We start from the raw sequence: 22361 nt of genomic DNA, 5'->3' as shown, positions 1-22361 counted from the left end.
GAGCAATAGGCCCGGCGATGCATCGATCCAGGCTGGTGCTGTTCCTGACGCCTGCCAGGAACAGCACCATTTTCTTATTTACTCTTGCTTTTCAATGGTAATTCAGCTGATCTTCTTCTTATTGATCAGATGACAAAGATATAGCTCCTCTCTATGCTATCCATAAGAATAGCGAATAGTTCCATTTAGCGGAATTATTTTGACAGAGAACAAACTAACAACTATCCTCTTTTCTAGGATGCAGAGAGGCCACGGGGTACAGGGTGCCCCAGCGCCTCCAGACGGAGTTGTCCCAGGACCATCCTTCTTCCTCCGACATACTCCTTGCAGCGTCGCGCACGAGCCTGCTGGTACAAGGTAGTAGAGCTTCTCAGGAGAGGGTTGAGGCTGTAGCCAGCGGCTCCCGGTCTGGGGCTTGGGCCAGCTTTGCATCCTCCTATCTTTGCCTCTCTTCCCCCTATGGTGGCGGGCGGCAAGAGAGGCTTGAGCGCAGAGCACTACCGCCTTGTTCTCTTCGCCCGCCACGCCAGCACCGGGGGGAAACGAAGGTGGTGATCTGTTCGATGTGCTTGATATTGACCAAGGCTTACTCCAGGCTCACAGTTCTCCGCTCGCGGCAGTCTGTATTCGCATGCAGCGCGCGCAAGCCAAGAAACGAGGACGGTATGTGTACCCGCTCTCTTCGTCTTCTGGCAACGATGGGCACAATGATTCTGGCCCAGACGCTCTTCGGCTGGGTTATCGTTGCTCCACGTGTGCTCTCCTCTGGCTGGCCTGAACAGCCAGTAGCCGCTCGAACGGCGCCAGGGCTGATGGTGATGGCTCTGCTCGCTGGCCCTCCCAGTAGCAGTGCATGGTGGGAAAATACACCGATCGTGGTGGCTTTCATCTCTCTGGTGGGGGCCGTGCTGGCCGCAGCCATCCCTGCCTCTGTTAATCTCTATCTGGGGCGCTTGCGCGCCTCCCAGAGCGAAGATGAGGCGAATGCCTGGCGTCAGCGCCTCTCCGTTCGCTGCCTGCGCCAGGCGCTTGAGCAGTATCAGGCAGGGCTGCGTGTCGATCCTCGCTTGACTCATCTTCAGATTCTTGATATGAATCTTCCTATCAATCTGCTCGATCTCTATATCCGTGTGCGTCTGCATGAGGAGACTCGCCCGGGCTACCAGCTCGATGAGGAGCGCTACGGACGACAGTTAAGCGGCGATCTCGTCGACCTCTGCCGCAGCGGCCATCGCTATTGCGATAGCCAGGCTGCCTCGACACTCGACCCGGATGAGGCCATTCGCCGCTATCGCCGCAGCGTGGTGCTGGGAGACCCGGGCGCCGGCAAGACAACCCTCCTGAAATATCTGGCGTTGCGCTCGCTCTCTGGCCAGCTAGAGGGCCTGCCTGACCTCCCTATCTTCGTTGAGCTGAATACCTTTGTCTCTGCCAGCCCTATCGCTACGCCTCATAACATCGATATTATTCAATTTGCCGCGCGGACATGGGAGGAGCGCTATCGCATCCCTCGGACTACGGCCCTGGCGCTGATGCACTCCCGTTTACAGGAGGGGCGCGCTCTCCTGCTGCTCGACGCGCTCGATGAGACACTGACCGGTGCCAGTAAGGATGAGGCTGAGTCAACCTATCGTTCTGTCGTCATGATGATTGTAGAGCTGGCAACGCGCTATCCCCAGGTGCCGATCGTGGTGACGGCGCGTAAGGCCGGCTACCATCAGCGCAGCCGCTTGACTGGCTTCCGCGAGCTGGAGGTCCTCGATTTCCGGCCCGAGGATATTCGTCAGTTCATCCAGCGCTGGCTGGCACTGACCGGCTCTCAGCTGGGTTCCGAGGCTGCGAACGATCTGATCTATCGTCTCGAGCGCAGCCCTCGTGTCCAGGCCCTGGCCGGCAATCCCCTGCTGCTCTCGCTGATCGTTCTTCTCTATGAAGAGCAGCTGGACCTGCCAGATCGACGTGTGGAACTCTATCGACGCTGCGTGGAGACGCTGCTGACACGTTGGGATAGCAGCCGTGACATTCATCGTCACAGTCAATTTTTGCCCCAGCACAAGCTCCAGTTGCTGGAGGCAATCGCCTGGCATTTCCACTTGCGCGGCCAGCGCTACTTTCCCGAGGATGAGGTGTTGCAGGAAATCGCTCGCTTCTTGCCCACTATCGGCCTCGATGCCGAGCAGAGTCAGGAGATCTTTAGCGAGATCATTGGGCAGCACACCCTCTTGAAGGAGCAGGCTCGTGGTTGGTATGGTTTCCTTCATTTGACGTTACAGGAGTATCTGACTGCTCTCTATGCTGTCGATCATGGAAAGTTACTAGAGTTGATTAAACGGCGTGGCAATCCCTGGTGGGAAGAGGTGATTCTGCTCTACGCGGGGCGAGTCAGCGATATCAGCCCACTGCTTCAGCACCTGCTTGGCAGTGGCGGGCGACGACGCTCCAGCGACGATCTCTTCCATACGAATCTGCTGTTGGCGGGACGCTGTCTGGCCATGCGTCCGACGATGCGCGAGAGCGGTCTGCGCCAGGAGGTCATCAGCCGTCTCTTTGCCCTGCTAACAGCGACGCCCTATCCTTTGGACCGGCGCAATAGTGCTGAGGTGTTGGCTGAGATCGGCGGCGAGTGGGTCAATATGGGCCTCTTGCATCTGCTGGCCGATGAGGGGGTTGACGTCCAGGTTCGCGATGCCATCGCTGATGCCCTGGGTCGTCTTGGGGAGCGTTCGCTAGCGCTGCCGCTTGTCCACCTTCTGGTCGATGAGCAGCTCGATGCCTCGGTGCGCTATGCCATTGCCAATGCCCTGGGTCGGATCGGGGAGCGCTCCATTGTGCCGCATCTACTGCGTTTGCTCTCCGATGAGGGAATCGATCCCTCGGTACGCTACGCCATTGCCCATGCTCTGGGCTACCTGGGGGAGCGCTCCATTGCGCCCCAGCTGCTGCGCCTGCTGACGGATGAAACGGTTGACCCCTCGGTACGTGATGCGATTGCGGCGACGCTGGGTCAACTCGGCGAGCGCTCCATCGTCCCCCAGTTACTGGCCCTGCTGATCGATGAGCGTCTCCCGTTGTCGCTGCGCCATACGCTAGCGGCGGCCCTGGGCCAGCTGGGCGAGCGCTCCGTCGCCCCTCAGCTGCTGCGCTTGCTCGCTGATGAGCGCTTGCCGCTGCCACTGCGCCATGCGATCGCGGCGGCTTTGGCCCGCTTGGGTGAGCGCAGCCTGATTCCGCAGCTCTTGGGCCTGCTTGACAACGAATATATTGATCGCTCGGTACGGTATGCCACCGCGGTGGCCTTGGGCTACCTGGGGGAGCGTTCGGTCATTCCCTTGCTGCTGGAGCTGCTGGCCGATGAAGAGGTCGAGCTGCCGGTGCGCGAGGCAATTGCGGGGGCTTTGGGCCATCTGGGCGAGCGCTGGGTGGTGCCGCAACTGTTGACGCTGCTGGCCGACCGGCGGCGCGGCTCCTGGATGCGGGAAGCGATTGCTCGTACGCTGGGCAATTTGGGCGAGCGCAGCGTGGGGCCATACTTACTGGCCCTGCTGAGCGACGAGGAGGTTGAGCTGCCGGTGCGCTGCACCATCGCCCATACCCTTGGTCAGCTCGGCGAGCGCTCGATTGTGCCTCAGCTGCTGCATCTGCTTTGTCGCGAGGAGGAAGACAAGTACTTGCGCCGTGCCCTGGCGGAGGCGCTCGGGCAGCTCGCTCAGGACCAGGAGACCCTGCAGACGTTGACGGGGCTGCTCCAGGACACGGATATCGCCGATGCCATCTATGAGGCGCTCTGGAGGATCAGCCGCCGTCTAGGCGTGCGCCTGATGCCTGGCCAGGGATGCGTACGGATTGAGGCTATCCCCTAGCGATTGACCTGGGTGGGATGGCTTTTCCATTTACATGGTGCTCACCGGGTCGATGTCGACGTGCCAGCCCGGGGGGATGGTGATGGCGCGTAGCAGAGGACGCAGATCGGGACCGCGTGCAATCATTTGCCAGCGGAATTCGTCGCGGATGCGTTCCATTACTGCCGGGGCCGGTCCCACGATGTCGGTCTCCTCTAACCCCAGCTCGGCAATAGCGCGATCGAGCTGCTCGCGCAGGAGAAGGGCCTCATTCTGGGCACGGCGCCGGTTGGTATGGCTATAGGTGAACTTGACAAATTGGCGGAAAGGGGGATAGCCGTAGCGCTGGCGCAGGGTGATCTCAGCAGCGTAGAACTCGTGGTAGGCGTGGCGCGAGGCGGTTTCAATGGCAAAGTGCTCCGGGTTGAAGGTTTGGATGATGACAAGCCCAGACTCGCTACCGCGCCCGGCTCGACCCGCCACCTGGGTGAGGAGCGTAAAGGCGCGCTCGGTGGCGGCGAAGTCCGGCAGCATGAGGGCGATGTCGGCGGCAACCACACCCACCAGGGTTACGCCGGGCAGATCGAGACCCTTGGCGATCATCTGGGTGCCGATCAGTATGTCGGCTTCATGATTGGCAAAGCGGTCCAGGAGCTGCTCATGGGCGCGCCGCGTGCGGGCCGTGTCGCGGTCCCAGCGCAGCAGCCGGGCGTTGGGGAAGGTCTGCTGGAGCGCCTGCTCGACTTTCTCGGTGCCGACGCCGAAGTAGCGCAGACTGTGATGGTCACAGTGGGGGCAGCGTGTCAAGACGGGACGCTGAAGATTGCAGTAGTGGCAGAGGAGGATGCGCTCGGTGGCGTGATAGGTCAACGGCACGTCGCAGTGTTCGCACATGGCTACATAGCCGCACTCGCGACAGAGGACGCAGCTGGCAGCTCCGCGGCGGTTGAGATAGAGAATGGCCTGCTGGCGCTGGGCGAGGACGCGCTCCAGCTCGCTACGCAGGCGACGACTGAGGATGCTGGTGTTACCGGCGTGCAGCTCGCTACGCAGGTCGACGATCTCCACCGGGGGCAGAGGGGCCCCAATGCGCTCGGGCAGCTCCACGAGCTGATAGGCCCCTTGCTGGGCACGATAGAAGCTGGTCACGGAAGGGGTTGCGCTGCCGAGAACGACGGGAATATAAAGGAGCCGCCCCAAGGTGCAGGCTACCTCACGAGCGTGGTAGGTGGGCCGGCGCTCCTCCTGCTTGTAGGCCGTCTCGTGCTCTTCGTCAAGGATGATGATGCCCAGGTCGGGTAAGGGGACAAAGAGGGCGGAGCGTGAGCCGAGGACGACATCAACCTGACCGGCCCGAATGCGCCGCCATTCATCGTAGCGCTCACCCGGGCTGAGGGCGCTGTGGATAATGGCTACCCGTCCCGGGAAGCGCCCAGCAACACGCTGGATGGCCTGGGCAGTGATGGCAATCTCAGGGACCAGCACGAGACCCTTCTTGCCGCGAGCAATGAGGGCCGCCAGGGCTTGCAGGTAGACCTCGGTTTTGCCACTACCGGTGACGCCATGCAGTAGCAAGGGACGCTGAGCGGCTTCGGGGGCAAGAATGGCGCGCAAGGCCGCCTCCTGAGCAGGCGTCAGCGGCAGTGGGGCGCCAGGCGCAATGCGCCGATCGCGCAGCGGGTCGCGCCGGACTTCCACGTTCTCGTCGATCGCCAGAACACCCTCAGCGATGAGCTGCTGCAGCTGAGCCTGGGTGAGTCCACTGGCGCGCGCCAGGCGGCTCGGCGTCCAGGTGACATCGGGCGGGCTGTGTTCCAGTAAGTCGACAGCAGCCAGGGCGCGCAGAGCGCGCAGGCCCTCCTGACCTGGGCCCCCATTGGCTGCCGCGGCAGGAGCTTTGACCGTAGGCCCTCCAGGCGACAAGGGGGCTGCCGAGGATGGACGTCGGCGCAGAGGAGGAGAGAAATGCAGCAGCTCGATGGTTGAGGCAGGAGCGACATCGGGCACCAGATTCTGCGGCAGGCTTTCTTGCAGGCGCCGCTTCCAGGCAGCCAGCTCCTCGCCGCTCAGACAGAGTCGCACAGCGCGCTGTAGCCGCGGACGCAGACGCGGCTCCGCCAGGCGTGGCACGCGCTCGATCAGGCCACTGGCCACGGCTTCCTTGAGCAGAAGGCGGGCGCGCGTAGGACCCAGCATGCTCCGCAGGCGGGCAACATCGATCTCGCCCTCATCCAGGAGCAGACCGATCAGAGCCTGGAGCGGTAGCGAGGCCGTCTCACGCGGCTCTGCATTGACGAGAGTCAGCACAGCGCGCGACCCCTGCAGCAAGCCTGGCGGGAGCATCAGCTGTACAACCAGAGCCAGCGAGGTCACATAGTAATCGGCCATCCACTCCGCCAGGGCACGTTGATGGGGTAGCAGCACCGGCTGTGGGTCAAGCAGAGCATGCAGGGGGCGCAGCGCTTCTGGCGCGCTGTGCTCGCAGGACTCCGCCAGCTGCCAGATGATACCTTCGACCAGCCGTTCGCCATAGGGGACGGCCACCAGCTGGCCCGGCTGAAGTTGTCCGGCCAGCTCCCCCGGTATTTGATAAGTCAACAGGGGTCGCTCGCCCTGCCAGCTAGCGGCCACGGTTAGCACCTCGGCAAACACTAGCGCCTCCCGAATTCGCGTTCTAGAGCCGCAGCGCTGAAATGGATCGTCGTCGGTCGACCATGACAACAGCTAAAAGGCGCGCGCGTGCGGGCCAGCTGATCGATCAGTTCGCGCATCTCGCTGCTGGTTAGAAAATAGTTGGCTTTAATGGCGGCCTTACAAGCGATGTTGGCGAGGGCATGCTCCTCCCAGGTCTGGCTGTAGCCATCGTGCTCGGGGGCCGTCAGCTCCCTGAGCAGCTCCTGCAGCGAACGCGCGCTGAGCTGCCTGGCAAGTACAGATGGGACGGCACGCGCCAGCACCTGGCCGTGATCAAGCATCTCCAGCTCGAAGCCCAAACTGCGCAGATCGTCGAGGCGCTCCTCGATGGCCTCCAACTCAGCAGGCGAGAGGTCAAGGCGCAAAGGGGTCAGAAGCATCTGGGCGAGCGAGGTCTGCCCCTGACGTGCGGCCAGCATACGCTCCAGGACAATGCGCTCGTGAGCAGCATGTTGATCAATCAAGTAAAGGCCATCGCGCCCCTCGGCCACGATATAGCTCTGAAGCAACTGTCCGATGACACGCAGCTCAGGAAAACGACTGTGCTCCTGACGAGGTCCGGGCTGCGCAGCGACCAAGACCTCCTCTGGAGTCAGTGGAGCAGCCAGAGAAGGCAGCTCTTCTTTCGCTGGAGCAGCCTGTCTCCGCTCTGCCTCTACTTCGCCCTGCACAGGTTCCACGGACGCGGGAGGAATGGCTTTCAGAGGACGGCGCCCGCGCGTGGGTTCACCTTGCTGCGGACGGAGATGACTCTGCCAAAGACGGGACTGCAGCGCAGCTCGCTCTCCACGTTCCTCCTCGCTGACTGTCAGCCAGGGATTATCAAGAGGGAAAGCATGCCGCAACCCGAGGCTACTGCCGCTCTCAGGACCTTTGCGCGGCGCAGGATCAGCCAGCGGGGTGGAAGCCTCCCTTGACTGCTCCTGTACAGTCGCGCCCGGGGCCAAGGCTGCCGCCTGCTCCTCTGCGACAGTCTCCTCGTCTAGGGGCTGGGGCGACGACGCAGCTTCCGGGGAAGCCAATACCGTATCGGTACTGGCAGTAGCCGCGGAGACCGACCGCTGGGCCGGCTGCCAGCTTGGCACCTCCGCCTCCTCCAGGACAGCGCGCCGTACCGCACGCATCAGTTCGGCATAGACCCGCCGCTCGCGCAGAAAGCGGATCTCCGTCTTGGCAGGGTGCACATTGACATCGATCTGGGATGGGTCTACCTGGATATTAATGACCGCCAGCGGATGACGTCCGCTGAGCAGCAGGGTTCGATAGGCCTCTTCAACAGCGGCAATCAGCAGGCGGCTGTGGACCCAACGGCGATTGACAAAGAACGAGAGATACTGGCGCGTACTCTTATAACAGGCAGGCCGGCTGACATAGCCACTGATCACTGGGCGTTCGGGATCATCGGCAGACTGGCCACTGAGCGGCACCATCTGCCTGGCCACCGCCGGGCCGTACATCTGCACCAGCACCGTAGCCAGTTGACCATCGCCAGGGGTCGCAAAGACCTCGCGCCCTTCGCTAGTGACCGTGAAGCGAATCTCAGGGTACGCCAGGGCGTACTGCTGGAGCAAATGCAAACAATGACTGACTTCTGTCTGACGGCTCTTCAGAAACTTCAGACGCGCCGGTACAGCGCTGAAGAGGTTGCGCACTGTGACAATGGTACCTTCGGGCGAAGCGGCTGGACTGACTGCTGAAATTTGCCCATTGCAAGCGCTGATCTGAGCACTATGCAAGGCGCCACGGGGACGGCTGATCAAGGCAACCTCCGCTACCGCAGCGATGCTCGCCAGCGCCTCCCCGCGAAAACCCAGCGAGCGAATGCTCTCCAGATCCTCAACAGTGCTGACTTTGCTCGTGGCATGGCGCGCCAGGGCTAACGGCAGTTCCTCCGCCGGAATACCGCAGCCATTGTCGCTCACCCGTATCAGCTGCAGGCCGCCGCGGATGAGGTCGACGCGGATCTGCGAGGCACCGGCATCAATGCTGTTCTCGATTAATTCTTTAACAACCGAGGCGGGGCGCTCCACCACCTCGCCAGCGGCGATTTTGGCTGCGACCTCCGGGGCCAGTTGGCGAATCGGCATAGGGCAGACTCTTCCTTCGCTGCTGAAGCGAGCAGGGAGAAACACGCTACTCCACGCTGCTCCCGCCCTCGCTCCACTCCTCAGATTAGCTTCGCTCGGCCTTGACCTCCTCCTCCTCAGCGGAACCAGGCAGGGCAAGAACGAGTGTTCGTACTGACTGATTATACCATAGAATGGTCCCTTGTGCGGCCTGCAATCCACGCTTCGCGCTCGACTGATAGCGGGTTCGCTCGCGAGGGCTTTTCCCGGGCAGGATGGGCCGCAGTAGCCTTTTTGGGGCCTCACATGCCACTTGCCCTCGGCCTGACTGCTCTCTACGAAGAGATATAACTATTTATCTATGCTGAGCGTAGATAAAAGATGTATTGCTCATAATTTTAACGGAATTTTAATGGCCGAGGTCGGAGGAGCGTGCTATAGTTAGGTGAGGAGCGGTGTGTAGCTATTGAGAGGGTCCAAGGAAGGAAGAATGTACGAGCCTCAACGATGGAATGAATTTCTAAGCAGCATCGAAGACAATCCTCAAGAGCAAATGCACTTGTTAGAAGCAGCAGGTATCTCCTCCACGACCCTGGCACGCTGGGCCGCCGGCGAAGAGTCTCCCTGTCCTTATGCACTCTATCGTCTCTTCTGTGCATTGCCACACCATCATCAAGGGCTGCTGGAGCTGGTAGCACAGGAATTTGCCCTACTGAGCCGGAGTGACCAGAGTGCCTCTCTCTGCAGTGAGGCTCAGGAGATCGCTCCTGTTTTCTATGACCGTGTCTTGAATGCTGCGCTGAGGGTGCCGATGCCGCTACGCACCTGGGCGATCAGCAATCTTGTGCTACAGCAAGCCACCATTCATCTTGATCCACGGCGGCAGGGGCTGAGCTTAATCATTGTGCGCTGTATGCCGCCCTCACGCGATGGATATGTGCGCAGTCTGCGTACGGCGCTGGTCAACGACAGTCGGCGCTGGCAGCTCAGTTCGCAGAGCGAAGCCTGCTTTTACGGCAGCGAGTCCCTGGCCGGTCACGCGGTCTCCATGGCCCGCACAGTCATCTTTCAGGTACCAGCGCGGGCTCCGCTGAGGTTTCCGACCCCTGGATTGGAGCCACTGGTGCAGGATGAGGCTCTGAGTGCTGTGGCCTGCCCGATTGTTCGTGCTCGCCGCGTTGCCGGCTGCCTGCTGGCGGTGAGTAGCCGGCTGCAGCTGCAGGCTCAGGAGTGGCTCTCTCTACTGCACAAATACAGGAATCTGCTGCTGCTCGCCTTTGAACCTGATGAATTCTATCCTATCGATCTGATTCGCCTTTACAGGTTGCCACCGCTGGAAGTGCAAAAGCCCTTACTTGCCAACCTGCGCCGTCATGTAGCCCAGATGATGAGCGAGGCCACGCGCCAGCACCAGCCGCTCGACGTCAGCCAGGCCGAAGCCCTGGCCTGGCGCCAATTGGAAGAGGAGCTACTCGCGCAGGTAGCTCCCACGAGCGAGTGCGACGAGTTGTAAGCCGCTCCCAGGGACCTGCGAGGGCTGTGGTGCCTATAGTGCATCCCTCGCATCCCCTGTTATCCTCATTCAGGGGCTGATCCTCTCTCACTCCTTGCGATACTCTCCCTGTTGTCTGCCCTTGCAGTGCACATTGTCTGCTCCCTTTCAGCGCCGCCAGTCTAGAGAGAGCCTGCCTTCAGCTACTGTTGTGCCCATGTTGAAAAATTATGATACACTATGATCGGTCCTGCTTCTCCCCTGGATGTCAGGCCAGGTCTGACGTCTATCTCAGAAGAGAGCATGCGAGCAGTTCCCTCCCCAACAGTCCGGCCTCAGTCTGGTTGAGAGCCGGAGTAACCAGCCATGAGGTGGGCTGGTCTAGCCGGTCAGGTCAGCCGTTCAGCCGTGCTCATGAGCAGCAAGGTCAGAGAGTGGGACACACCAATGCAGACCAAGCGTTGTCATTATTGTCATAAACCAGTGCCTGCTTATGCCCAGGTGTGCCGTCACTGTGGGCGTCCCCTTGGGCTTTCTTCTGTGCTGAAGAAAAAAGGTAGACCGCGGAGACGCTCTATTCCCCCGGCCTCGCCTCAGCCAATCGGCTATCATGCTGGACTGCACCCAGAGGACCAGCCTTATCTTTCCAGCCCGTTTTCGGTGCCGCCGTCCGCCATTTGGGAGGAACCTGCGCCTCAGCAGCCGGCTTCCCCTGCCGCCAGCGCTGACGCCGCAGAACCGCAGCCGATGCTCTTGCAGCGCCAGGAAGTTTTGCCCTCACCTGCGCATATCCAGCGTGGGGGGAGCGCCAGCGCCCACGAGATAGCGCCTTCAGGCTCTTTTTCTCAGCGACGCGATCTCTTGCTGCGCGCGCTGCTGGTACTGTTCCTGGTAGCGCTGGCCATGAGTGCAGCTCTTACCTATCTGTTCTTCACCCGCCGCTGGCCGGTCGCGACACTGGCGCCCTCGCTGACGGTAATTCCGCGCCAGCTGCATTTCAACGAGAGTCTAACCTTGGTCGGCAAAGGATTCGGGGCAGGAGACCTGCTCATTTTGCGGCGTGATGGAATGATCCCCTTACGAGATGCCCACGGTCAGCCGCTGCGCGTGCAGGCCAATGCGATTGGCGCCTTTGCTATTCAGGTGACTGTAACTCCGGACTGGCAGCCTGGCGAGCATCAGCTGCTGGTTGTCGATGAAACCCAGCTGCTGAGCATTGCGACGACCATCACGGTGCTGTCGTCGCCATCGACACCGGCGCAGCTGAGGCTCTCTGATTACACCGTTGATCTGGGGGCCGATCTTCCTGGGACAACGACGCGGCTGGCGATTACCCTGCTCAACGCTGGCGATGGTCAGCTAAACTGGCGGGCTAGCTGCGATCGTTCCTGGCTAGGAGTAGATCCGGCCAGCGGCAGCTTTATCGGGAGCGAGGTGGTTACCCTGGTGGCCCAGCGCGGGGATCTGGCAGCCGGCAGCTATACAGCCCATGTGACCTTCCTCCAGCAGGCAGGTGGACAGGGAAGACCTGCACAAGTCTTGACTGTCACCATGACAGTCCTGGGACCCTCGGCCACTTTGAGTATCGCGCCCGCCAGCTTGAGCTATACGGCGAGCAGCGACGCCCAGGCCCCACTGAGGCAGACGGTGGCTTTGCAGAACCATAGCCAGCAGGCGCTCGACTGGAGCAGTCATGTGACTACCAACGCCGGCGGGGACTGGCTCCAGGTCACGCCAAGCGCTGGTCACCTGGCGGCCGAAGCTAGTATCACGCTCAGCGTGACGGTTTCACCGGCTTCGCTCTCTGTGGGGGACTATCAAGGGACGGTGCACTTTGAGAGCGTCGGCGGGGCAGGAGAGGGACCGCAGTTGCTGGTTAGCTTGCATGTGGTGGCATCGGGTCAGCTTGTCTTGACACCGTCTGCTCTTAGCTTCACAACGACTCAGGGCCAGAATCCTCCGCCGCAGTCGCTGACATTGTATAACAATGGCGGCCTCACGGTGGGCTGGTCCTTGACAAGCAGCACCAGCGATAATGGACCCTGGCTAGGGGCCACGCCAACGTCAGGAACGCTGGCCCCCGGGGCGCGTGTCACGGTGAAGGTGCAGATCAATGTGGCTGGCCTGGCCCCAGGAAGTTATCAGGGGAGCCTGATCTTCAGCGCCGGCGCGCTCAAACAGGAAATCACTGTCACTTTAACAGTGCAGACGCTGGCTTTGCCTACGATTAGCGTTGAGCCAGCGATCCTCATCTTCGATGTGCCACACGGTACGACGCCGGCGGCTGAAACCGTGACCATTACCAATGGAGGCAATGCACCGCTCAACTGGATCATTACCGCAGATCAGAGCGACCCACCTCTGAAGATCACGCCCGAGAGTGGTGGCCCGCTGGCGCCTGGACAAGATGTGACTGTTAGCATTGTCCCCATGCTCTCTCAGGTGCCTGCCAATACGTCGCTGAGCCTGACGCTGACGGTAGCAGAGCGTGATCAGAACCTGGCTTCTCTGGTGTCCCCGCAGCAGGTGCTCGTTCTCATCGCTGTCATCTAAGGCTCAGGCCAGGCTAGACGGCTCTGTATCCCGGCTCCCCCTGCCCTTGCTAGCCCTGGTGCTCTATGCTACACTCTCACCAGGCACAGCAGCAACAGACCTCCGACGCGCCTGACACAGTATAGGTACAAGGTCAACTGGTTAGAGGTCAGCGTGTGGAGGAAACGAGGGGCCAGATCGAGGCCAGGTGAGACTGGGCCGGCGCTCTCTCACCAGCCTGGTCAGGTTCTGTCTGTTTTGCTGACTGGCTGGCTGGTCCCCGGCAAAGGAGCATTCAAAGAGAGCCAGCACCATTCCTGCGGAGGAATTCATCGTGCCAACGATTACGTTTGTACGTGAAAAGGTCAAGGTTGAGGTTCCTGAAGGCGACAACGTGCGCTATCCAGCGCTTGAGCATGATGTGCCTGTTTACTGCGGCATGTGGAAATTCGCCAACTGTCATGGCAATGGACTCTGTGGCACGGATCGCGTAGCGGTCTACCCCGCCAGCAATACGAATGAGCTGACCTTCATGGAAAAGTTCTGGCTGCGCAACGATCTCAAGAAGAATCCAAATGTGCGTCTGGCCTGCCAGGTCCGCGTCTACGGTGACGTGAACGTTGAGACGTTGTGCAAGAGGCGCGGGGAAGAAGCCTAGCCTCGGATAGAGGCAGAGAAGGAGCGGGGCAGTGCCTGCATCTGTGGCCGCCCTTGCCTCCTTCCTCCCTTTGTGTTTGGAGGGTCCCATTGACAGGGTCCGCTCCAGGCCACTAGCGCAGCACGGTGACCAGCCTTGCTTGCATATTGTCAGGTTGCCGGGCTAGGGACGCACAACGAAGTAGAGGCGAATGGCCAGCTGGGGCTGTTTCCCCGTATCGTTCCAGTAGAGTTCGATCATGCCTTCGAGCGGCTGAGTAAAGCGCATCATAGAAACGCCCGTCCAAGAGCCGCCTTTTGGGTCCGGAGTGGCTTTCGAGAGCACCTGGTAGAGCAGGCCATTGGTGTACCACTTGACGGTGACCGTGCCGGCTTTTTTGGCGTGGACGCTATAGGTCAGGTAAACGGTCTGGCCGGGTTTAAAGACCTGACTGGGCTGGAGCGCGATGCCGGTCTTGGGGTCGACGCTGGGCGCGGTTGTAGCCGAGCTAATGATCCCGTAGGCCGGGCCATTCTCGCTGGCTTTGGGGTCGGGCAGGTTAGGCACCGGTGTCGCCACCACGTTAGGCGGAGTGACGCCTACCAGTTGCCCCAGGAAGGCCAGCTTACCAGTCACTTTGGCGTAATAGGTTGCTCCGCTGCACAGTAAGAGAATAACGATCATGAAGCTGAGGAAGCCACTAATAGCGCGGTAACGTGGGATGATCGGCCTCGGCTTCGTATACATTGGCGGGATGTAGAGCGCCTCCTCTTCCGTCGGGATGCCGGCAATCGGAGGACCCGGCATCTGCTGGCCGAACGGCAAGAGGGCACCGGTGTTGATTCCCTGGCCCTGGGCCTGTGGAATGAGGATCAGCGACTGCGTAGAAGGATTGGCCGGGTCCTGATAGAGCACAGGCAGCATGGCCATCGTCTGCTGACCCTGGCCCTGAGACAGAGGCTGGGGACCAGTCTGTTGCTGGGCCAGCATCCCCTCGATGCCCGGGTAAGTACCAGGAAATTGCTGCTGGCCTGGCGGGAAAGGTTCCTGGGAAACGGCCTCGGTTGCCCCACCCGGTTGCGGCGGTTGATTCTGGCCCCAGAGGGGGGCAGAGAAACTTTCAGCTCCATTGACCGCCGGGGGGACACTGAAACCAGGAGTGCTCAAGGCTGGATAGCTGACATCGGGGCCGCCAGGACCGGCGGTCGGATAGTTGATCGCCGAGCTTCCCCCGCCCTCTCCATTGCCCAGCCCCTGCTGATAGCTCTGATACGGCTGATAGCTCGACAGTGATTGTGCCTGCCACTCTGTTCCTGTTCCAGCTCCTGCCCCAGAGCCAGCACCAAAGGAGGAACCCAGCGGTGGCATGGCGACTGTCGTGTGGCCACTGCCAGTGGAGAAGAAGCCGCTGCCGTCGCTGCCATTGGCGCCATGAGCCGGCCAGGCCGACGCAGGCCCGCCGCAATAGGGACAGGGACCCTCGCCCTCCGGTCGATACGTATTACAGTGGACACAGAGCATCATCACAATCACCTTCGCTATATACCGGAAGTTATCTATCAAGCATTGATCTCCTTTCTGACAGTAGCATTGTTGCCTGATGCGGTCAAGAGTGAGCGGGCGCTTTAGGGCAAAATGGCTATGTCCAACGTATACAAATCTGTTTCAGAGTGTATCTCTCCCACAGGCCCAGCCAGGCTACGGGCGCCCTTGCGCCGCCGGGAGCGGCCATGATAGCATTACCTTGATGAAGGGGTGCAAGGCCGACAGATGTAGCCCGGCCTACTTTTTCGCTGATTGGCTGGTTGGCTGCACCACCGGCGATTGCTCACTTGCAGCTTGTTGGTCTTGATCTGACTGCCTACTGAGCGGGTGCCTATGGCAGAGTCACAGGAGCAATGGTATCAGCGTCAGGCGGTAGAGCATCTGGCGCAGCATATTCCTTTTGAGCAGGATGTTGCTTCAAAGGCGGAGCAGATCGAGATGCTGCGCAGCCTGGTCCTCCGTCATGGCCGCGAGATGGACCCCGAGCAGTTCGGCTTTGAGGCCCGATGTGAGCTGATCCGCCTGGGCCTCTGGGATCGCATCGGGCCTGGTCCGCGCCCTGAAGATCAGGAGGGCGAGGAGCTTTTCTAATCTCTCGTCAGCGGCAGAGCGACAGAGAGGAAGGAGAGGAACAGAGAGCAACATGAGTAAGACGGCAGGGAATGCGACCATTGTAATTACAGGTTGTTCCAGCGGCTTCGGTCGGGTTACGACCCTCCACCTGGCGCGACGTGGCTGGCAGGTCTTTGCGACAGTGCGACGCGAAGCAGACGCGGAGCAGTTGCTGGCAGAGGCCAAGACACTCGGCCTCAATGGGAACCTGACGCCGCTCTTGTGTGATATTACAGATGCTGCTCAGGTGAAGGCCATGAGCGAGCAGGTGGCGGCAGCGACGCCAGCCTTAACCGCTCTCCTCAATAATGCGGGCACGGCTTTCGCCGGTCCCCTGGAACTGATCGACCTCGACGATCTGCGTGAGCAGTTTGAGATCAATACGATTGCCCATGTCGGGGTGACGCAGGCGCTGCTACCTCTGCTGAAGGAGGCGCGCGGGACGATTATTAATGTGAGCAGCGTGAATGGCCGTATTCCCTTGCCGGCTCTGGGTCCCTATGGAGCGAGCAAGTTCGCGTTGGAGGCTCTCAGCGATAGTTTGCGGGTGGAGCTGGCTCCCTTCGGTGTGCGGGTGGTGGTGATCGAGCCGACCTCTAGCCCGACAGGGATCTGGCGTACGAGTATGGAACGGGCGCGTGCTAAGTTGGAGCAGTATCGCGGCCAGGGGAGTCCATACGAACGCCTGCTGACAGTGATGGAGAAGAGTGCGACACGCCTGGCCGCTGGCAGGGGAGGGTTCCCGCCGGAGCTGTTTGCCCAGACAGTTGAGAAGATTCTGCAGAGTCCTCGCCCGCGCACGCGTTACGCCGTTCCACCCAGTATGGCCTGGGCGATGCGTCTGCGCTATTGGCTACCCGATCGCTTCTGGGACTGGCAGATTCGCCGCTCGCTGCGCTGGTAGCCTTGCGCTGACGCAAAGCGGCCCGAGCGAGCCGGTCAGAGCCAGGGAACAGGCGGTCTCTCTGGTATGACCATGCTCATTTGCTCACTCAGGTCGCTCTCTCTAGCGATCTGGCTCGACTGTTCTGAGGAGCGCTGGGCTGCTCTGGAACCCGCTGGCAAGGGGAGCCAGAGCGGCTATTTTTGTGCTATCATAGGGGCAGGAAAGCTTAGCAAGACAGGCCTATGCTAATGCTTCACCACTTCGATTTTCTCATCGGTCAGAGGGGGCGCTGATGCTCAGAGATACACTGCTGTATCTATCGCAGCATGATGGGCTGCGCAACTTTGCGCTGTCGAACCGGACAGCGCGCAATTTCTCTCATCGCTTCGTGGCTGGCGAGCAGCTGAGCGACAGTATCGAGGTAACTCGCACGCTCAATCAGCAGGGGCTGAGCGTGGCTCTGGACCACCTCGGGGAGAACGTCACTGACGCGCGCGAGGCGCGGGCGGCGACCGAGGATTACATCCGCGCTCTGGAGTGCATTAAGGAGAGCGGCCTGGATGCCAATATCTCGATCAAGTTGACGGCGCTGGGCCTGGATATTGCTCAGGAGCTGTGCGAGGAGAATCTCCGCCGCTTGTTGTCGGAGGCTGGTCGTCTGGGAATCTTTGTCTGCATCGATATGGAAAGCTCGGCCTATACCGAGCGGACGATCGATCTAACGCTGCGCCTGCACCGCGAGTTTGCCCAGGTTGGGACGGTGATCCAGGCTTATCTGTATCGCAGCAAGGATGATCTGGAGCGTCTGCTGCAAGAAGGGGTACGGGTGCGGCTGGTGAAGGGAGCCTACAAGGAGCCGCCGGATCTGGCTTTTCCGCAGAAGGCGGAGGTTGATGCGAATTATGTGCGCTTGATGGGGATGTTGCTGGCACGTGGGAACTTTCCAGCTATTGCCACGCATGATGAGGCGATGATTACCGCGGCCTGTCGCTTTGCGCGCGATCACGGCATTAGCCGCGATGCGTTCGAGTTTCAGATGCTGTATGGTATCCGGCGCGACCTTCAGGAGCGGCTGGCACGCGAGGGCTACCATGTGCGGGTCTATGTGCCCTATGGTTCACAGTGGTATCCGTATCTGATGCGCCGCCTGGCGGAGCGTCCGGCCAATCTGATGTTTGTCTTGAGTAATCTGTGGCGCTGAGCGTTCTTTAGCGCACGGGCGCCTGACGTTTCTCTCAGGCAATGGAGGAGTAAGCGCTGTGATGACGACGAAGCTGGTGGTGGCGGTGCCGGTGGCTGATGTGCGACGCGAGCCGGATGCGGCTTCAGAGCTGGTGACACAGGCGCTGCTGAACCGCGAGGTGGTAGTTGATGGGGAGCAGGGCGAGTGGCTACATGGGCAGCTTTCGGATTACAGTGGCTGGCTGCACGAGGCCAATCTGGAGGAGCCGATTGTGACGGGCTTCTGCCGAGTTGGGGAGGGCTGTGGAACGGCACTGCCGCTGGTGGCAGTGGTGCAGAGGCCGCGAACCTGGCTCTTTGCGGGGGCGGAGAACGATGAGACGCTGGAACCGGTCTATTTGTCGACAGTGCTGCCGGTGACCGATCTGCGTTTTGCCTCTCGGGTGGAGGTGGCTCTGCCAGGCGAGCGCCGTGGCTGGTTGGAGCGCGAGGCGGTGGCAGTACAGCTGGCCCACGAGGCTTTTCCGCGCCGCCCCGTGACGGTGGCTTTGGGGTATGCCCGCGAGCTGCTGGGTACGCCCTACCTATGGGGCGGGACAACCTGCGAGGGAATCGACTGTAGCGGCCTGGTGCAGTTGTGTTATCGGATGGCGGGCTATGTGTTGCCGCGCGATGCGGATCAGCAGTATGCTTTTCTGAGGCGCTCGGTGCCGCTGACGGAGCTGCGCGCCGGCGACTTGCTCTTTTTTGGGCGCGAGCGGATTACGCATGTGGCGCTGGCTCTGGATGGGCGGCGCTTTGTGCATGCGGAGGGGGTGGAGTATCATCGCGTGGTGATCAATAGTCTGGAGCCGGGCGACGAGGACTATAACGAGCGGCTGGCGGGTTGCGTGTGGGGGGTGAAGCGCGTGGCGACGGAGGATGAACAGGCGGAAGGCCGCCAGCCCAGGCTTGAGTGAGTGCGTGAGGCTGGGCCTGGCCAGCGGTCGCATCTGCTGCGTTATGAGGAGATGGAGACGGGGCCTAGGAGAGGTTAGGCAGGCCGTCGGCAGGACTGGAGCCGCGGCGCGGGAGCAGGACGTAGCGCTGGCTGCCGCGCGGGCGTTCGACGACCAGCAGGCCAGCCCGCCGCGTGACGTGCCAGAGCGCTTCGAAAAGGCAATCAACTACCCAGTAGCCGACCGGAAGGTTGGAATCTATCACTGCCTTTTGAAAGAGGGCGAGCAGGCGCCTGGCGACTTCGGGCGTTTCGCCGAGCTGGCTGATCACCTGTATAATGCTCTGGAGCTTTGCGCCTCTGAGGCTAATCAGTGCCGCCTTCATCGATGAGTGCTCCAAGACGTCGAGCAGCACAGGCACCAGGTCGCGACGTTCAGCGGCCTCTATTGCCTCTATCAACGAGAGTGAGAGCTGTCCCCTCGCAAACCTACTCCTCCTCAGCAAGTGCCCCAGCGTCTCCGCCCCGCTATGCCTTACCAGATACTCAGGTAAATGGGATTCCCATAGGGCACTCTCTGAAGAGGAAAGCCTATCAGGATGGCCCTGGAGAGCCAGCTCCTCAGCCTCTGCCAGAACGCTCAGATCCAGATCATCGAGGCATACCAGGGCCAACAGCAGGGTGCGTTTGAGTCTCTCATCTTGCTCACGCTGCCAACAGACGCGCAGGGGAGCAGCAAGGGTGCGATTTTCACTTTGCCCCAAAGCAAGAGCCAGAGCAGCACGCACTTCGCTGTGCAGACTGAGATTGGCCAGCGCAGCTAGCGCTTCCGTCTGCGCTAGCGGGACCTCTTTGGCCAGGTGGCCCAGCTCCTCGACACAGACCAGGCGTAACACTATCGCTAGCCGCTCGTCCCTCACCAATGACAGCAGAACCTCTATCGCCTCACCATCGCCACGACCGCCCAGTACCTTCGCCAAGCCTTCTACACATTTTTGACGCATATCTATAGACGCATTCCTATTTCTCACCAAAGAGATTATAAAATCTATCACTTTTTTATTATAACTTTTTCTTAATATACTAGTCAATGCTCCTATACAATTGCAGCGCATCTTTTCAGGTAACTTCTCATCCTTCACCAGCGACAGGAGGATCTTTATCGCCTTCTCATCGCCGTAGCTCCCTAGCATCCCAGCCAACAGCATGACACAATCAGAGCGAAACCTGGCAGTCAGCCCTTCAGTTCTTACTAATGTCAACAAAAACTCTATTTTCTTATTGATGTTATAAAGCTGTCTCATTTTACTTAACAAATTTATCATTACTTTCTCATCAATATTTTGCTTTTCTAGTCTTTGTATCAGAAGTTCCAGTTTTCTATCTTGAGATGGATGTCTTCCTATTCTTAGTTGTTTTACAGATTTATCATTAATGATCATATTATCATCGTCATCGATCTCTTCATGGCAATTATCAATAATATTACCAAGATAATCTGTCAGAGTGAAATTTCTAACTTTATTATCTTTCTGTCGGAAAAAATTTTTTACCATATTCATCAGAAACAAATTTCTATATTTTAGTATATCCAGTAATCTATTCTTAATAGTTTCATCACCTGACCCCAAGACAGGTTCGCCATAGACACGCCCCAGCATGGCTAATATCTCGACAAGTTTTTTCTCCATCAGCCTATAGGGAGTGCGCTCTAGCTCATCAAGGAGGCGCTTCGGCAATTCGTACCGCAGCTTTGGCCGGTCACGCAGCAGAGGCTGCGCCAGTAGGCAGCGTCCTGCCAGCAGCAGCTTGCTGTGAAAGAGATCCTCTGGTGGTGCCTTCTTGCTGCCATTAAGCAGTGCGCGAAAGAGCGGCGTCGCATCGTTGACTGCTCCCGCATAGAGCAGCGTCACCTCTTCCCACCACGGATCACCCAGGTAGGGAAGCAGCAGCTCAACGCTGCCGCTCTCACTGACGTAACAGGCTGCGCAATACTCCTGCAGCGTCAGATGCAGAAAACCATAGAGATCCTGACCTTGCTCCCGCAACAGCCCGCTATCATCGCTGAGTGCCTCCAGCACCTGCCTCGCCAGGTCTGGCCCGCCGGTCTGCCAGAGGCGCGGCAAAAACTCGGCGATCCACTCCTCCAGCGCCGCGCGTGGTGCATAGCGCCAGCCGCGAGCGTGCATATGCCAGGCCAGCTCATAGAGCAAATGGCGATGGTGATCGGGGCGCAGATGCACAGGACTGCCCATTCTTCGGATATCGCGCTCACGATCCCAGCGCTCCAACAGGAGCGTCACACACTCCCGATAGAGCGCCGCGCGCCGCGCCGGCAGCTCACCGCTCTCCTCATAGAGGAGGACGATCAGCGTCAGCAGTAGCGGATTGGCCGCCAGCGTCAACAGATGCGGCTGTTGGAGCAACTCATCCAGCAGGCGCTTACCCTCAGCTCGCGCTTCGGGCCTACCGTTCCCCTCCTGGGCAAACCAGCGCTGGACAAACTGCTCAATCTCCTGCTGGCGAAAATCGAGCACATCCAGCTCATCGAAGCCAGTCAGACGGCGATGCAAGCGATAGCCGGCGCGACGGGCCGTCACCACCACCGCCGAGCGATTGGCCAGCCGCTGCACCGCCTCCACCACCCGGCGATAGCTCTGCCCGGCCTCCTCTGGCGACTCACCAATCAGGGTCTCATCCAGCGCATCCAACAAAAAGAGCGTCTTGCCCTCCTCCAGGCGCGTGCGCAGATAGAGGGCTACCTCCTCCTCCTCAAGTCCGTAGTCTCGGTAATCGCGCGTCAGGCGCCAGACTGCATAAGTTAACAAATTCTCCTGACCCGAGGCCGCAAAAGCATTCAGGCTCAGATAGATTGGAACCGGAGGCAAAGCCGGAGCCTCGCCGCGCAGAATGCAGATCGCCAGATGGCGCAGCAGCGTCGTCTTACCAGCCCCTGGGTCGCCCAGTATCACGCAGCGCGAATGGCGGTGGACCGCCTCCTGTGGCTCCAAAGCCTCCCCGAAACGCCGCTCCAGCCGCCGTCGTTGGCGTCGCCGCACATGCAGATGATCAAACTGTTCCCCTTGCTCCTCGGGACCGAGATAGCGGATCTCCGGCTTCTCGTGCAGACGCAGACGGATATAAATCCGCTCGATCGGGAAAGCCGTACGCATCCCCAGCACCTGCAGCAGGGTCAGACTGCGGTCCCCCAGCAGCGCCCGTCGATAACGCTCCTCCACGCGGGTGCAGAGCGCCTCAAGCCCCTCCTTGCCCATCTCTCTGGCAGCTTCGGCCTGCCCTTCCTCGTCCGCCTCCAGCACCGCACAGATCGCTTTCACCACCCTGACCCAGAGCTGGTCGCGTTCAGCCCGCCTCAGCTCCGCGCAGCTCTTTTCATTCATAAATTTCAACTTTTCGAGAGGCGTCCCCTCTAGAGGACAGGCCCGTGCCCGCACGGGAATCAGAAGAAGTCCCCCCATCTGTCCCCGTCGCCAAAGCACATTAAGCTCCTTCTGCTCCTCGTTCCGCCCACTCAACAGCTCTGCACTCACCAGCACCACTGCCACCTGAGCCTGCCGGGCAGCCTGCCCCACCTCCTGGGAGGGCACCCGTCCGGCGGGCACATCGAGCGAGGCGAAGCAACGCAGGCGCGAGCGCAGAGCGGGTGTCTGCAAATGATTTCTCAATTCCTCCACGAAGCGCCTATCGCGAGCCGCAGCACACAGAAAGACCAGAGCCGTCTTCGTCTCAGCCGCCGTCATAGCCGATCGATCACCTGCCTCGAGTCTGGAGATTCATCCTATCAACTCCTCATCGCATGATACTCGTCTATTTTAGCATAAGAACGGCCAACATCAATGGATTGCTCTAGAAGAAACTGGCGGCCAATCCAGTACTCAACGGTCATCTTGATGATTATAGACAAGAGCAGCTATATTG

At 60.1% G+C, this 22361-nt stretch carries 12 protein-coding genes; 8 read left to right on the top strand and 4 right to left on the bottom strand.

What is annotated here, in order from left to right; genetic code table 11:
- Nucleotides 1-665 precede the first annotated feature (665 nt).
- Complete coding sequence (locus KTAU_RS16060; RefSeq protein ID WP_170293351.1) at nt 666-3860, top strand: HEAT repeat domain-containing protein; 3195 nt, start codon at nt 666-668, stop codon at nt 3858-3860.
- Nucleotides 3861-3890: 30 nt separating this feature from the next.
- On the opposite strand, the gene priA is transcribed toward KTAU_RS16060, so the two are convergent.
- Nucleotides 3891-6491, bottom strand: a complete 2601-nt coding sequence (gene priA / locus KTAU_RS16055; protein WP_151729329.1) for a replication restart helicase PriA — start codon at nt 6489-6491, stop codon at nt 3891-3893.
- Complete coding sequence (gene mutL / locus KTAU_RS16050; RefSeq protein ID WP_151729328.1) at nt 6491-8620, bottom strand: DNA mismatch repair endonuclease MutL; 2130 nt, start codon at nt 8618-8620, stop codon at nt 6491-6493. Before mutL ends, priA begins: the two co-directional genes overlap by 1 nt.
- Before the next feature lie 469 nt (nt 8621-9089).
- Here mutL and KTAU_RS16045 point away from each other — a divergent pair, with 469 nt between their 5' ends.
- The 3 genes from KTAU_RS16045 (at nt 9090) to KTAU_RS16035 (ending at nt 13281) form a co-directional block, all read left to right on the top strand.
- Nucleotides 9090-10112, top strand: coding sequence for a hypothetical protein (locus KTAU_RS16045; protein ID WP_151729327.1), 1023 nt, complete (start codon nt 9090-9092; stop codon nt 10110-10112).
- Between the two features lie 726 nt (nt 10113-10838).
- Nucleotides 10839-12644, top strand: coding sequence for a BACON domain-containing protein (locus KTAU_RS16040; RefSeq protein ID WP_170293350.1), 1806 nt, complete (start codon nt 10839-10841; stop codon nt 12642-12644).
- Between the two features lie 313 nt (nt 12645-12957).
- Nucleotides 12958-13281 (top strand): 2Fe-2S iron-sulfur cluster-binding protein, encoded by a 324-nt coding sequence (locus tag KTAU_RS16035; protein WP_170293349.1) that lies wholly within the window; start codon nt 12958-12960, stop codon nt 13279-13281.
- 162 nt (nt 13282-13443) lie between these two features.
- Here KTAU_RS16035 and KTAU_RS16030 read toward each other — a convergent pair whose 3' ends face one another.
- Nucleotides 13444-14823 (bottom strand): hypothetical protein, encoded by a 1380-nt coding sequence (locus KTAU_RS16030; protein WP_151729325.1) that lies wholly within the window; start codon nt 14821-14823, stop codon nt 13444-13446.
- A 315-nt stretch (nt 14824-15138) separates the two neighbouring features.
- Between KTAU_RS16030 and KTAU_RS16025 the strand changes: the two genes are divergently transcribed.
- The 4 genes from KTAU_RS16025 to KTAU_RS16010 all read left to right on the top strand — a co-directional run bounded on the left by KTAU_RS16025 (nt 15139) and on the right by KTAU_RS16010 (nt 18444).
- Nucleotides 15139-15396 (top strand): hypothetical protein, encoded by a 258-nt coding sequence (locus KTAU_RS16025; RefSeq protein WP_112430672.1) that lies wholly within the window; start codon nt 15139-15141, stop codon nt 15394-15396.
- A 52-nt stretch (nt 15397-15448) separates the two neighbouring features.
- On the top strand, nt 15449-16321 hold the full coding sequence (locus KTAU_RS16020) for an SDR family NAD(P)-dependent oxidoreductase (RefSeq protein ID WP_151729324.1): 873 nt from the start codon (nt 15449-15451) through the stop codon (nt 16319-16321).
- A gap of 274 nt (nt 16322-16595) precedes the next feature.
- Nucleotides 16596-17504, top strand: a complete 909-nt coding sequence (locus KTAU_RS16015) for a proline dehydrogenase family protein (protein ID WP_151729323.1) — start codon at nt 16596-16598, stop codon at nt 17502-17504.
- Between the two features lie 61 nt (nt 17505-17565).
- Entirely contained in the window at nt 17566-18444 is an 879-nt protein-coding gene (locus tag KTAU_RS16010) for a C40 family peptidase (protein ID WP_151729322.1), read from the top strand.
- A gap of 64 nt (nt 18445-18508) precedes the next feature.
- On the opposite strand, the gene KTAU_RS16005 is transcribed toward KTAU_RS16010, so the two are convergent.
- Complete coding sequence (locus tag KTAU_RS16005) at nt 18509-22183, bottom strand: TIR domain-containing protein (protein WP_151729321.1); 3675 nt, start codon at nt 22181-22183, stop codon at nt 18509-18511.
- Between the last annotated feature and the right edge of the window lie 178 nt (nt 22184-22361).

It is taken from the genome of Thermogemmatispora aurantia, from assembly GCF_008974285.1.
GTDB classification, from domain to species: domain Bacteria; phylum Chloroflexota; class Ktedonobacteria; order Ktedonobacterales; family Ktedonobacteraceae; genus Thermogemmatispora; species Thermogemmatispora aurantia.
This window is presented reverse-complemented; position numbering and strand designations above follow the sequence as displayed.

Coding starts and splice junctions, on each gene's coding strand:
- KTAU_RS16060 (WP_170293351.1), top strand. CDS start 666: ATGTGTACCCGCTCTCTTCGTCTTCTGGCAACGATGGGCACAATGATT.
- mutL (WP_151729328.1), bottom strand. CDS start 8,620: ATGCCGATTCGCCAACTGGCCCCGGAGGTCGCAGCCAAAATCGCCGCT.
- KTAU_RS16045 (WP_151729327.1), top strand. CDS start 9,090: ATGTACGAGCCTCAACGATGGAATGAATTTCTAAGCAGCATCGAAGAC.
- KTAU_RS16040 (WP_170293350.1), top strand. CDS start 10,839: ATGCTCTTGCAGCGCCAGGAAGTTTTGCCCTCACCTGCGCATATCCAG.
- KTAU_RS16025 (WP_112430672.1), top strand. CDS start 15,139: ATGGCAGAGTCACAGGAGCAATGGTATCAGCGTCAGGCGGTAGAGCAT.
- KTAU_RS16020 (WP_151729324.1), top strand. CDS start 15,449: ATGAGTAAGACGGCAGGGAATGCGACCATTGTAATTACAGGTTGTTCC.
- KTAU_RS16015 (WP_151729323.1), top strand. CDS start 16,596: ATGCTCAGAGATACACTGCTGTATCTATCGCAGCATGATGGGCTGCGC.
- KTAU_RS16010 (WP_151729322.1), top strand. CDS start 17,566: ATGACGACGAAGCTGGTGGTGGCGGTGCCGGTGGCTGATGTGCGACGC.
- KTAU_RS16005 (WP_151729321.1), bottom strand. CDS start 22,183: ATGACGGCGGCTGAGACGAAGACGGCTCTGGTCTTTCTGTGTGCTGCG.